General features: G+C 65.0%; 10 protein-coding genes. 6 read left to right on the top strand and 4 right to left on the bottom strand.

Annotated features, from left to right (window positions below; translation table 11 throughout):
• Window positions 1-2: 2 nt before the first annotated feature.
• Window positions 3-548 (bottom strand): sigma-70 family RNA polymerase sigma factor, encoded by a 546-nt coding sequence (locus tag IVA75_RS36880; protein ID WP_027569038.1) that lies wholly within the window; start codon window positions 546-548, stop codon window positions 3-5.
• 288 nt (window positions 549-836) lie between these two features.
• Here IVA75_RS36880 and IVA75_RS36875 point away from each other — a divergent pair, with 288 nt between their 5' ends.
• The 6 genes from IVA75_RS36875 to IVA75_RS36850 all read left to right on the top strand — a co-directional run bounded on the left by IVA75_RS36875 (window position 837) and on the right by IVA75_RS36850 (window position 6,483).
• Window positions 837-1,502, top strand: coding sequence for a hypothetical protein (locus tag IVA75_RS36875; protein ID WP_247288735.1), 666 nt, complete (start codon window positions 837-839; stop codon window positions 1,500-1,502).
• 162 nt (window positions 1,503-1,664) lie between these two features.
• Complete coding sequence (locus IVA75_RS36870) at window positions 1,665-2,444, top strand: enoyl-CoA hydratase (protein WP_027516881.1); 780 nt, start codon at window positions 1,665-1,667, stop codon at window positions 2,442-2,444.
• Between the two features lie 184 nt (window positions 2,445-2,628).
• Entirely contained in the window at window positions 2,629-4,059 is a 1,431-nt protein-coding gene (locus IVA75_RS36865; RefSeq protein WP_027569036.1) for a TolC family outer membrane protein, read from the top strand.
• A gap of 25 nt (window positions 4,060-4,084) precedes the next feature.
• Window positions 4,085-4,642 carry a hypothetical protein gene (locus IVA75_RS36860; protein WP_027569035.1) on the top strand — a complete coding sequence of 186 codons (558 nt, stop codon included), beginning with the start codon at window positions 4,085-4,087 and terminating at the stop codon, window positions 4,640-4,642.
• Between the two features lie 51 nt (window positions 4,643-4,693).
• The gene (locus tag IVA75_RS36855; protein ID WP_247288734.1) at window positions 4,694-5,656 is read left to right on the top strand and encodes an amidohydrolase family protein; all 963 of its coding nucleotides are present in this window, start codon (window positions 4,694-4,696) and stop codon (window positions 5,654-5,656) included.
• A 200-nt stretch (window positions 5,657-5,856) separates the two neighbouring features.
• Window positions 5,857-6,483 carry a LysE family transporter gene (locus IVA75_RS36850; protein ID WP_247288733.1) on the top strand — a complete coding sequence of 209 codons (627 nt, stop codon included), beginning with the start codon at window positions 5,857-5,859 and terminating at the stop codon, window positions 6,481-6,483.
• 9 nt (window positions 6,484-6,492) lie between these two features.
• Here the strand turns inward: IVA75_RS36850 and IVA75_RS36845 are convergent, their stop codons facing one another.
• The 3 genes from IVA75_RS36845 to IVA75_RS36835 all read right to left on the bottom strand — a co-directional run bounded on the left by IVA75_RS36845 (window position 6,493) and on the right by IVA75_RS36835 (window position 12,437).
• A complete protein-coding gene (locus IVA75_RS36845) occupies window positions 6,493-9,609 on the bottom strand; it encodes a CusA/CzcA family heavy metal efflux RND transporter (protein ID WP_247288732.1) in 3,117 nt (1,038 codons plus the stop codon).
• Window positions 9,610-9,646: 37 nt separating this feature from the next.
• Window positions 9,647-10,891 carry an efflux RND transporter periplasmic adaptor subunit gene (locus IVA75_RS36840; protein ID WP_247288731.1) on the bottom strand — a complete coding sequence of 415 codons (1,245 nt, stop codon included), beginning with the start codon at window positions 10,889-10,891 and terminating at the stop codon, window positions 9,647-9,649.
• 145 nt (window positions 10,892-11,036) lie between these two features.
• On the bottom strand, window positions 11,037-12,437 hold the full coding sequence (locus IVA75_RS36835; protein WP_247288730.1) for a CoA transferase: 1,401 nt from the start codon (window positions 12,435-12,437) through the stop codon (window positions 11,037-11,039).
• Window positions 12,438-12,463 lie beyond the last annotated feature (26 nt).

Below are 12,463 nucleotides of genomic sequence, written 5' to 3'. Positions count from 1 at the left end.
GACTAGTGGTCCCGCAGTTTGGCTGTCAGCGCCGCAAGTCCGCGATGCAGCGCGACCCGCACCGCGCCCTCGCTCATCGAATATTTCGCCGCCGTGTCCTTGATCGAGGTGCTGTCGACCGCGATCGACTGCAACACGTCGCGCTGGCGTTGCGGCAGCGTATTGAGCTGGCTGGCGACCTCGCCGGCCGAGACCGTCTCCTGCGGCGCCTCACCCGGCAGGATCTCGGCGAAATCGTCGATGTTGACGAAGATCCGCCTGCCCCGTCGCCGCAGCATGTCGATCAGCTTGTTGCGGCCGATCGCAAACAGCCACGGGGCGAAGGGGGCTTCGCTGTCCCAAGTGTGCCGCTTCAGATGCACCGCCAACAGAATCTCCTGCACGATATCCTCGGCCTGGTCGGGAGGCTGCCCGGCCCGCGCCAGGCCGCGCCTCGCGGCAGCGCGCAGCACAGGCGTGACCGCCTTCAACAGACGATGATACGCCGCGTCATCGCCTGCCATGGCCGACCGCATCAGGTCGGTCCACTCGTCCTCACGTCCGCGCACGCGCGCCCCTCACCATGCAATTCGGCCGTTCTTTCAGTTTGTTACGCCGGCGGCAGCATGATCACGAATTCGTGATCAGGCTTGGCCACGCAACCGATACGGCCGTCAGGATCTGCGACGGCTCATAACACCGATCGGTCCCGTACGCACCCGCGGCCGGCCGCGACGGCCAGGGATTGCCGCGCTTTTGCCCGGTGTGGCCCGAAGATTCCCATTTTCTGCCGCGCTGTCGTCACGCCCCAGGGTCTCTGTTCGGTCCGGGACGGGCGGACTTGGGGAGATGTCAACATGATTAAAGCCAGCGGGCGCGCGGCCCTGATTCTCCTGGCCGGGCTTTTCGTGCTGTTCGGGGGCGTTGCACAGGCGGCGCCGAGTTCAGCAGCCAGCAGCAAGTCGGACAGCGCAGGCAAACAGGCGGACGAGGTCAAGCCGAGCAAGCAGCGGCGTCACACGTCGCGCCACCGCGACAACACCAAGACGGCGCAGAAATCCGACGACAAGGCCGACAAGAAGGACGCCGCAGCAACGGCCGGCGAGGCGAAGGCCGACAATCGTGAGGTCCCGGCCTCGAGCCAGATGCCGCCGGAAGTCGCCAACGCCAATGCGCAGCTCGCCGCCGCCGATACGCCGACCGCGGCTGCCGCCTCAGCAATGACCGGCCGGGCCAACGACAACGTCCAGGCCGCGGCCGATAATACCGCCGCCCCGAACCCCGATAGCCAGGTCGTCGCACCCGATCAGCTCAACGATATCGACCGCGCCCTGCAACAGGACAACGCGCTGGCGCAGAAGGCGGTGATTGCCGCAATCGACGCGCAGCCGCGTCCGGCACCGGTGATGGCAAGCAGCCAGCAGAGCTCGGCCTGGGACCAGAGCTCCCTGATCGGAAAGATCTTCATCGGCGTCGGCACGCTGCTGACGCTGGCCTCCGCCGCGCGCATGTTCATGGCGTGACTTTGGCTTGATTACGGCCTGATCGCCGGCCCGCGGGACCTCGTCCGGAACGCGCATCTCGCCGCGTGTTCCGGCCGTTCCTGCTCCGATGGCTTTAGCGCCTCTTGAAGCCCACCGCGCCAGCGGGCACATTGCCCGCTCAACCAAAAGCGTGGGTGGAGCATGAGCACGTTCGAACACATCATCGTCGAAAGCAAAGGCGCGGTCGGCATCATCAAGCTGAATCGGCCGAAGCTGCTCAACGCACTCTCCTTTGGCGTCTTCCGCGAGATCGCCGCGGCCGTCGACGATCTCGAAGCCGATGACGCCATCGGCTGCATCGTCGTGACCGGCAGCGAGAAGGCATTTGCCGCCGGCGCCGACATCAAGGAGATGCAGCCGAAAGGCTTCATCGACATGTTCTCGGAGGATTTTGCCGCGATCGGCGGCGATCGGGTCGCGCGCTGCCGCAAGCCGACGATCGCCGCGGTCGCGGGTTATGCCCTCGGCGGCGGCTGCGAGCTCGCGATGATGTGCGACTTCATCATCGCCGCCGACACCGCCAAATTTGGCCAACCCGAAATCACCCTCGGCACCATTCCCGGCATCGGCGGCACCCAGCGCCTGACCCGTGCGATCGGCAAGTCCAAAGCGATGGACCTTTGCCTCACCGGCCGCATGATGGATGCAGCCGAAGCCGAGCGCAGCGGCCTCGTCAGCCGCATCGTGCCAGCCGACAAGCTGATGGAAGAGGTGATGGCCGCGGCCGAGAAGATCGCCGCGATGTCACGGCCCGCGGTCGCGATGGCCAAGGAAGCGGTCAACCGCGCCTTCGAGACCACGCTCGCCGAGGGCATGAGCGTCGAGCGCAACCTGTTCCACTCGACCTTCGCGCTGGAGGACCGCTCCGAGGGAATGGCGGCGTTCATCGAGAAGCGGAAGCCGGTGAACAAGAACCGGTAGGGAGGCGAGCGGTCAGGCTGGTGTAAGACTCTGCCTTTCCCGCGGAATCCCTGTGATGTAGCTGCAACAAGCACGGAATACATGGGGGTTTCCCCCGCGGCAGTTTGCCTGCGGGACCTCGGCTGGTTAAACAGTTAAGAGAGCCGCCGTCGGCGGGGGCGGACAGCCAGGATTTGCGGATTACATGATTGGGCGTGCCGCCAGAGCTGGTCGCGTGATGGCGCGGCATCGATCGGGCGTGGCTCCTGTGCTCGCGACATGGACCACGCTTGCGCTCTGTTGCGCCCTGCCCTCCGCCGCACGGGCGGAAGCGCTGCCGGAGGCGCTCGCCAAGGCCTACCAGACCAATCCGCAGCTCAATGCCGAACGTGCGCGGCAGCGGGCCACCGACGAGAACGTGCCGCAGGCGCTCGCCGGCTACCGGCCACAGATCGTGGCAAGCCTCAGCGCCGGGCTGCAATCGGTGCGCAATCTGCTGCCCGACAACACCATCCAGACCGCCAATCTGAAGCCATGGATCATCGGCGTCACCGTGTCGCAGACCCTGTTCAACGGTTTCCGCACCGCCAACAACGTGCGCGCCGCCGAACTCCAGGTGCAGTCTGGCCGCGAGGCGCTGCGCAACGTCGGCCAGGGCGTGCTGCTCGACGCGGTCACCGCCTACACCAATGTCCTCGCCAACCAGTCGCTGGTCGAGGCGCAGCGCTCCAACGTCGCCTTCCTGCGCGAAACGCTCTCGGTCACCCAGCGGCGCCTCAACGCCGGCGACGTCACGCCGACCGACAGCGCCCAGGCCGAGGCGCGGCTCAACCGCGGACTTTCCGATCTCAACGCCGCCGAAGTCGCGCTGGCGGTGAGCCAGGCGATCTACGCGCAGGTGATCGGCAATGCGCCGTCGCAGCTTCGCGCCGCCGAAGTTGTCGACCGCTATCTGCCGAAGAGCCGCGAAGACGCGCTGACGATGGCTATCCGCCAGCACCCGGCGGTGATGGCGGCGGGCTTCGACGTTGATGTCGCCTCCACCAACATCCGCGTCGCCGAAGGCGCGCTGCTGCCGAGCGCCAGCGTCCAGGGCAGCGCCAGCAAGAGCCGCAACAACGACCCGACGCTCGGCACCTTCGCCGAAGATCAGGCCTCGATCGTCGCGAATGTCACCGTGCCGATCTACGACGGCGGCCAGGCCGCCGCACAGACCCGGCAGGCCAAGGAGATCACGGCGCAGAGCCGGCTCGTGCTCGACCAGGTGCGCAACCAGGCGCGCACGGCGGCGGTCAGCGCGTGGGTTGCCAACGAAGGCGCCAAGATTGCGGTCTCGGCCTCGGAGTCCGAAGTGAAGGCGGCGACCGTCGCGCTCCAGGGCGTGCAGCGCGAGGCCGCCGGTGGACAGCGCACGACGGTGGATGTGCTGAACTCGCAGGCCGATTTGATCCAGGCCAAGGCCCGCCTGATCGGCGCCAATCGCGACCGCGTAATCGCCTCCTACACGCTGCTCAGCGCCGTCGGTCATCTCGACGTCAAGACCTTGAGCCTGAACACGCCGGACTATCTGCCCGAGGTGCACTACCAGCAAGTCCGCGACGCCTGGCACGGTCTGCGCACGCCGTCCGGGCAGTAGCTTCAAATCGTCCGCCTTGGTGCCGATGAAAAGCCGCCGCATCCATCTGATGGGAGCCTCCGGCTCCGGCGTGACGACGATCGGTCGCGCGCTCGCCGGCAGGCTTGCGCTGCCGCATCACGACAGCGATGATTATTTCTGGCTGCCGACGGCGCCGCCCTACCAGACGACACGCCCTGCCGCCGAGCGTTTGCGCTTGATGCGCGAGATGTTTTTGCCGCGGCTCGATTGGGTGCTGAGCGGAACCGTCACCGGCTGGGGCGACGAGCTCGTCCCATTCTTCGATCTCGTCGTCTTTGTGACGACGCCGCGCGAGCTTCGCTTGCAGCGCCTGCGTGACCGCGAGGCTACGCATTTCGGAGCGGATGCCGTCGCACAGGGCGGCTGGCGTCATGAGGAGGCGGAGTCGTTCGTCGACTGGGCCTCGCACTACGAAGCCGGCGACCGCGACGGCCGCAGTCTCGCAAAAGATGAAGCGTGGCTCGCGAAGCTGCCCTGCCCGGTCGTGCGCGTCGACGGCTCACGCCCGCTTGCGGACCTCGTCGAGCAGCTATGCAGCGAAGCGCAGCGGCTGCCGGGCTGATGTGATACTGTCCCGACGCCACCGCCAAATAACAAAACGGGGAGAGAAACCATGCTCAGCCGACGCAGCGTCCTGCTTGCCTCCCTTGCCGCCGGAGTTGCCATGTCCAACAAAGCCCACGCACGTGCCGCGCAGCCCGCGACGCCGGTCAATTTCGACGTCCCGGCCCATGCCTGCGACTGTCACACCCACATCCATGGCGATGTCGAAAAATTTCCGTTCTTCGCGGGCCGCGTCTACACGCCGGAGCCGGCTTCGCCGGAGGAAATGGCCGCGTTGCACAAGGCGCTGCATATCGAGCGCGTTGTGATCGTGACGCCGAGTGTCTACGGCACCGATAACGCCTCCACCCTGTTCGGCATGAAGGCGCGCGGCGCGGCCTCGCGTGGAGTGGCCGTGATCGACGACAAAACGACCGAGGCCCAGCTCGACGCGATGCAAGCAGACGGCTTTCGCGGTGTCCGCCTCAATCTTGCGACCGGCGGCGTCAACGACCCCAATGTCGGTCGGCCGCGTTTCACCGCCGCAGTCGAGCGCATGAAGGCGCGCGGCTGGCACGTGCAACTTTACACCACGCTCCCCATGATCTCGGCAATCAAGGACCTCGTCGAGACGGCGCCAGTACCCGTTGTATTCGACCATTTCGGCGGCCTCGAGGCTTCGCTTGGGCTGGAGCAGCCGGGATTTTCCGATCTGGTCGCGCTGGTGAAATCCGGCAAGGCCTATGTCAAGATTTCCGGCGCCTATCGCTCCTCCAAGCTCGCGCCCGACTATCAGGACATGGTGCCCTATGCCCGCGCACTGATCGCGGCGAATGCGGACCGCATCGTCTGGGGCACGGACTGGCCGCATCCGGATTCGAGCCGTGTAGAGGGACGCAAAGCCACCGACATCGCGCCGCTCTACCAGATCGACGACGGCCGCCTGCTCAACCAGCTTCCGGAGTGGGCGCCGGATGCGGATGTGCGCAAGAAGATCCTGGTCGACAACCCGGCGCAACTTTACGGATTCTGAGTCGCGCCAAGCGCAATTCGGTTCAACGACCGCGACACGGTTCCACAGTGAGGCGTGGAACTGTTGTCGCGAAGGCACAAACCCGTTGGACTCACACGAACGTGTTTGTGCTCTCGTTCGTTTCTCACCCTTCTGGTTGAGGCGGCGATTCTTTTTCAGGGCTACGCACACGCACAGATTTCATTTGTTCGTGCGGGTGCATGCCTTTATCGCATTATCTTGCCGCGCTTTTTTCCGGCATTGGAATTGGTTTCACCGTCGCCGCCCCCATCGGACCGATGGGCATGCTGTGCATTCAGCGCACATTGGCATCAGGAATGGCCACGGGCCTCGCAACCGGCTTCGGCGCGGCGACCGTGCATCTCACTTACAGCGCCCTCGCGGTTTTGGGCCTGGGCTCGCTTGCACGGCCCTGGGTCGAGGCCAATGCCGCCAGCTTCGGCATCGTCTCGGCGCTCACGCTGCTGTGGTTCGCGATCCGAACCCATCGCGGCTCGGTCGCACTCCAGGCGACCGACGACATCGACAACGTGCATCTGGCGCGCGCCTATCTCAGCGCCATCGCGCTTGGGTTCACCAATCCGCTGACCGTCATCCTGTTTCTGGCTGCGCTGCACGCCTTCTCCATGCAGGCCGCGGCAGCCCCGCTGATCGCCGGTGTCTTCGTCGGTTCCGCGATCTGGTGGACCGTGCTCAGCACGATCGTGGCAACGGCGCGATCACGGCTGACGCCGCGCATGCTGTCGATGAGCAGTCGGTTGGCCAGCCTGATGCTGCTGGGCCTCGGCACCATGATGCTGGTGCGGATCGCGCAGCGGATGCTGTGACCGGCGGCGTCAGCGTGCGCGGCGGGAGAAGAAGGAGATCAACACCGGCAGCGTCACCAGGATCACGATCGGGGCGAGCATCATGCCGGTTACCACGACCACCGCGAGCGGCTTCTGCACCTGCGAGCCGATACCTTCCGACAGCGCGGCCGGCAACAGGCCGATGCCGGCGACGACGCAGGTCATCAGCACCGGCCGAAGCTGCAATTCGCCGGTGCGTATCACCGCGCTCATGCGGTCCATGCCCTCTTCGATGAGCTGGTTGAACTGCGACAGGATGATGATGCCGTCCATCACGGCGATACCGAACAGCGCGATGAAGCCGATCGCCGCCGAGACACTGAAGGCGGTGCCGGTGATCAAAAGACCGAGCACGCCGCCGAAGATCGCCATCGGGATCACGCTCATGGCGAGCAGCGTGTCGGTCATCGAGCCGAAATTGAACCAGAGCAGGACGCCGATCAGCGCCAGCGAGATCGGCACCACGATCGACAATCGTCGGATCGCGTCCTGGAGATTGCCGAATTCGCCGACCCAATCCATGTGCGCGCCGGGCGGCAGTTGCACCTGATCGGCGATCTTCTGCTGCGCCTCGCGGATGGCGCTGCCGAGGTCGCGTTCACGCACCGAGAACTTGATCGGCAGATAGCGTTCCTGCTGCTCGCGATAAATGTAGGCCGCACCCGAGACGAGGCTGATGCTGGCGACCTCGCTCAGGGGGATCTGCGTGACGGTGCCGTTTGGTCCGGGCGCGCCGATCCGCAAATTCTGGATCGCCTCGGCGCTCCTGCGGAATTCCGGCGCGAGACGAACGATGATCGGGAAGTGGCGGTCGCTTCCCGCCTCGTAGATGTCTCCCGCGGTGTCGCCGCCGATCGCGACCTTGATGGTGGCGTTGATGTCACCCGGCGCGAGGCCGTAGCGCGCGGCCTTGGCACGGTTGATGTCGATCTGGATGGTCGGCTGCCCGAGTGAGGTGAACACCGCAAGATCGGTGACGCCCTGCACGGTTGACAGCACCGACTTGATCTTGTTGGCGGTGTCGGTCAGCGCCTGGAGATCGCTGCCGAACAGCTTGATCGAGTTCTCGCCCTTCACGCCGGAGACGGCTTCGGAGACGTTGTCCTGGAGATATTGCGAGAAGTTGAACTCGACGCCGGGGAAGCGATCGTCGAGCTGCTTGAGCAGTTGCGCGGTCAGCTCTTCCTTGTCGCGGGTGCCGGGCCATTGGCTGGCGGGCTTGAGCGGCGCGAAGAACTCGGCATTGAAGAAGCCGGCCGCGTCGGTGCCGTCATCGGGGCGGCCGTGCTGCGACACCACGGATTCCACTTCAGGCCGCGCGCGGATCACCTTGCGCATCTCGTTGACGTAGGAGTTGCCTTCCTGGAGCGAGATGGTCGGCGGCAGCGTGGCGCGGATCCAGAGATTGCCCTCCTCCAGCTTCGGCAGGAATTCGAGGCCAAGCAACCGGCTGAGCGCAACCGTCATCAGCACGAGGCCGAACGCGCCACCGAGCATGATGCCGCGGTTGGCGACCGCCCAATGCAGCACCGGCATGTAGATCCGATGCAGGATCAGCATCACCTTGGTCTCGGTCTCCCTGACATGCGCGGGCAGGATGATCGCGGACAGCGCCGGGGTCACGGTGAAGGTCGCAAGCAGTCCGCCGGCCAGCGCGTAGGCATAGGTCCGCGCCATCGGCCCGAAGATGTTGCCCTCGACGCCGGAGAGCGTGAACAGCGGCAGGAAGGCCGCGATGATGATCGCTGCGGCGAAGAAGATCGAACGGGAGACATCGGCCGCCGCGCTAAGGATGGCGTGGCTTTTCATGCCGAACAGCGTCTCGGACGACATCTGCTCGGATTCCGACATCGGCGTCGTCTGCGTCAGGCGCCGGAAGATCGCCTCCACCATGATGACGGTGGCATCGACGATCAGGCCGAAATCGATCGCGCCGACCGACAGCAGGTTCGCCGATTCCCCGCGCAGCACCAGGATGATCACCGCGAAGAACAACGCGAACGGAATGGTGGCGCCGACGATCAGCGCACTGCGGAGATCGCCGAGAAAGATCCACTGCAGCAGCACGATCAAGAGAATGCCGACCACCATGTTGTGCAGCACGGTGTGGGTGGTGAGCTCAATCAGGTCGCCGCGGTCGTAGATGCGTTCGATGCGCACGCCGGGCGGCAGGATGCTGGACTCGTTGATGGTTTGAACGAGCTGGTGGACGCGCTTGATGGTTGGCGAGCTCTGCTCGCCGCGGCGCATCAGGACGATGCCTTGCACGATGTCGTCGGACTCATCGAGGCCGGCAATGCCGAGACGTGGCTTCTGGCCGACGGTGACGGTGGCGACGTCCTTGACTAGCACCGGATTGCCGTTGGTCTGCGAGACCATGGTGTTGGCGAGGTCGTCGATCGAGCGGATCAGGCCGACGCCACGCACCACGGCCGATTGCTGACCGATATTGACGGTGTTACCGCCGACATTGACGTTGGAATTGCCGACCGCCTGGAGCAATTGCGGCAGCGTCAGGCCGTTGGCGACCAGCTTGTTGAAGTCGACCTGGAGCTCATAGGTCTTGCTCTTGCCGCCCCAGCCGGTGACGTCGATCACGCCGGGCACGGCACGGAAGCGCCGCTGGAGAATCCAGTCCTGGATGGTCTTGAGGTCAAGCACGCTGTAGTTCGGCGGACCGACGAGACGGTAGCGGAAAATTTCGCCAATCGGGCTGAGCGGCGAGATCTGCGGCTGCACGTTGCCGGGCAGCGGCGCGAGCTGCGCCAGGCGGTTCAAGACCTGCTGCAACGCCTCGTCATAGGTGTAGGCGAAAGAGAACTGCAGTTTGACGTCGGAGAGGCCGTAGAGCGAGATGGTGCGAATGGTCGTCACGTTCTTCAGACCCGCGACCTGGGTCTCGATCGGAATCGTGATGTAGCGCTCGATCTCCTCCGCCGACAGCCCCGGGCTCTGCGTCACGATGTCGACCATCGGCGGGGTCGGATCGGGATAAGCCTCGATGTTGAGCTGGTTGAACGCGATCAGGCCGCCGATGAGCACGGCGACGAACATCCCGACCATCAGGAAGCGCCGGTTGACGGCAAGGGCGACGAGGCGATCCATTCAGGTCTTCAGCTTGTCTTTTTTCCCGGCCCGTCGATCAGCTGCCGGACGCCGCGCGGTCGATGAACAGGCTGCCTTTGGTGACCACCTGCTCGCCGGGCTTCAGATTGCTGGTGACCTCGACGAGATTGCCATTGATGAGACCGATCTTGATCTCGCGCAGCTCGACCGACTTGTCCTCGCGTGCCACCCAGAGGCGGACCTTGTCGGCTTCGTAGATCAAGGCCTGCTTCGGTACAGCCGGCGCGGCGCGATCGCCGGACGAATAGATCGTGACGTTGGCGAACATCTCCGGCTTCAGCAGACCGTCCTTGTTGTCGATGGTGGCGCGGACCAGCAGGCGGCGGGTGTTCGGATCGATCGCGGCGGCGACGTAGTTGACCTTGGCGGTCAAGGGGCGGCCCGGCAGCGCCATCACGTTGACGGTGATGTCCTGCCCGATGCACACGGCAGCCGCATCGCTCTCGCGCACGAAGGCGGTGAGCCAGACCGTGGAGAGGTCGCCGACGACGAAGACCGGATCGCTGGCGCCCGAATTGACGTACTGGCCGGGGCCGATCTTACGCTGCACGACCGTGCCCGCGATCGGCGAATAGATCGTGACTTCCGGATTGATGACGCCCTTGTCCTGGAACACCTTGATGGTCTCGTCGGTGAAGCCGAGAATACGCAGCTTGTTGCGCGCGGCTTCCAGCGCCGTCGTCGAGGAGCGCATGTCGTTCTGCGCCTGAACCTGGGTGGCTTCCGCCTGCTGATAGTCCTTCAGGGGGATGGCATGGCCTTCGTAGAGGTCCTTGGCGCGCTTGAACTGGATGTCGGCAAGATCGATCGCCGACTTCGCCTTGTTCTGCGAGCTCATCGCCGCAATGAAATCGTTCTGGGCCTGCACGGTGTCGGCGGCCTCGATCGTGAACAGCGGTTGACCTTGCTTCAGCACCTCGCCGGGCTTGGCGAGCAGCTTGGTCACCCGGCCCGCATAGGGCGAGAACACCGGCGTCGAACGGTCCTCGTCGACTGCGACCTTACCCTCGGTGACATACTCGGCGCGGAAGGTCTTGGCCTTGACCGGCTCGATCGTCAGCGTCGCCCATTCCGACGGCGTCGGCGTGAAGTTCTGCGCATTCCTGCGCGACTGGCTGGAGATCTCGGAGTGGTTCTTCTCCTTCGCTCCCGCATGGAGGAAGCCGTAAGCCCCGGCACCGGCAAGAGCTAGTAAAACTACGGATGTAATTACCCGTTGTTTTGTAAGCACCTGCAATCGCTTGGTATTTTCAACTACCATGGGGCCCGGTCATGTCTGCGATGATACCAGCGGATGCCGGCGTCATCGGTCGCGCTAATAGTGCCGAATTGTGATTTCAAACAACCTAAAAAACGCCGCGCGCCTTTCGGTTTGCGTTAAAAATTTGCGACACGTCAGCTTCACGTCAGTTTGTCACCGGCCACTCTGCCGGATGACTGCCGAGCGGCATCGCCGGACGGCTCCATTGCGCCGGCGTCTTCGACAGCATCGCTGAATGGCGCACCGCCTTCAACGGGCCGAAGCCAGATGGCATGCTCTCGATGAATGCAGCGTGTACGGCCTCGCCCGTAATATCCGGGGTGTTCAAGCCATTTTCGAGCCGTCCGAGATCCCACAGCCAACGCCCGGTCTGCGCCAGCGATACGCGCACGTGCCAGCTGCCGCCTTCGCGGGCCTGGCGAGCCTTGGCCATCATCGCGCCGAACGCCATCAGATAGCCGGTGGCGTGGTCGAGCATCTGTGCCGGCAATTCCTTCGGTCCATCGATGCCGGCAGCCTGTCCCTCGGCATGGTTGAAGCCGGTCGTGGTCTGCACCAGAGAATCGAAGCCGCGCCGCTCCGCCCATGGGCCGGCATGGCCATAGGCCGACAGCGTCACGTAGACGATGCCGGGATTGATTTTTGCCGCGTCCTCCGGCGTAAAGCCGAGAGCGGCGAGCGCGCGCGAGCGATAGCCTTGCGAGAAGATGTCGGCGTCCTTCAACAGCGCGCGCATCTGCGCTCTCCCCGCCTTGCTCTTCAGCTCGATGAAGGTGGTGAGCTTGCCGCGGCCGGTGTCGATGATCAGCCACGGAATGGCCGGCAGTTCGGGGCCTGACACGAGCAGCACATCCGCGCCGTGCGCGGCGAGCGTGCGGCCGGCGATGGGCCCCGCGATGACGCGAGAGAGATCAAGCACGCGCAGGCCCGAGAGCGGGCGATCGCCTTTTAGCCATGGCTTCGGCGGGGCCTCGCCGATCTTCTCGATCGAGACCAGCGGCAATTCGGCGAGCGCGCGGGCCTGCGGCAGCGCCGACCATTCGTCGTAGGAGCGCATCAGGGCAACGACGCCGCCCGCAGCGTAAGCCGCAGTCTCGAAATCCTCGCCCTTCCAATGCATCAATGCAGCCTGCACCTTCTCGCGCTCGGGCTCGCAGCCGAGGACCTGGCAGACGGCGTCGCGATGATGCGGGAAATTGGTGTGACAGCGGACGAAGCGGTTGTCGCCGGTTCTGTAGACGCCGGCGATGGCGTCCCAGGCGGGCGGCGGCGGCTTGTCGTCGACGCGCAAGTAGCGCTCGGAGCGGCATTCGGCGACGGCATGGCGCAGCTCGACGCTAACGTCCTGCGCCTCGCCGCTGCGCAATCTCCAGATTTCGGCGGCGGCAAGGCCGGCGGCGGCGATAGTCGTTTGGCCGGCAATTGCGACGCGAAACGAGGACGGGATCTGCGGCTCCTCGCCCGTCAGCCGCACGCGCGCGAGCGCGGCGGCGTCGCCACCGGCGGAGGTCCAGATGCCACTGAGAATTTCGGTGGGGCTTTGCATGACCCTTCTCTCCCTTTAGTTTGCGA

Origin of the sequence: Bradyrhizobium sp. 134, assembly GCF_023074155.1 — a bacterium.
Lineage (GTDB): Bacteria > Pseudomonadota > Alphaproteobacteria > Rhizobiales > Xanthobacteraceae > Bradyrhizobium.
Note: the sequence above shows the minus strand (reverse complement) of the source record. Positions and strands in the feature narration are given on the sequence as shown.

Coding starts and splice junctions, on each gene's coding strand:
- IVA75_RS36875 (WP_247288735.1), top strand. CDS start 837: ATGATTAAAGCCAGCGGGCGCGCGGCCCTGATTCTCCTGGCCGGGCTT.
- IVA75_RS36865 (WP_027569036.1), top strand. CDS start 2,629: ATGATTGGGCGTGCCGCCAGAGCTGGTCGCGTGATGGCGCGGCATCGA.
- IVA75_RS36835 (WP_247288730.1), bottom strand. CDS start 12,437: ATGCAAAGCCCCACCGAAATTCTCAGTGGCATCTGGACCTCCGCCGGT.
- IVA75_RS36850 (WP_247288733.1), top strand. CDS start 5,857: ATGCCTTTATCGCATTATCTTGCCGCGCTTTTTTCCGGCATTGGAATT.
- IVA75_RS36870 (WP_027516881.1), top strand. CDS start 1,665: ATGAGCACGTTCGAACACATCATCGTCGAAAGCAAAGGCGCGGTCGGC.
- IVA75_RS36840 (WP_247288731.1), bottom strand. CDS start 10,891: ATGGTAGTTGAAAATACCAAGCGATTGCAGGTGCTTACAAAACAACGG.
- IVA75_RS36855 (WP_247288734.1), top strand. CDS start 4,694: ATGCTCAGCCGACGCAGCGTCCTGCTTGCCTCCCTTGCCGCCGGAGTT.
- IVA75_RS36845 (WP_247288732.1), bottom strand. CDS start 9,609: ATGGATCGCCTCGTCGCCCTTGCCGTCAACCGGCGCTTCCTGATGGTC.
- IVA75_RS36860 (WP_027569035.1), top strand. CDS start 4,085: ATGAAAAGCCGCCGCATCCATCTGATGGGAGCCTCCGGCTCCGGCGTG.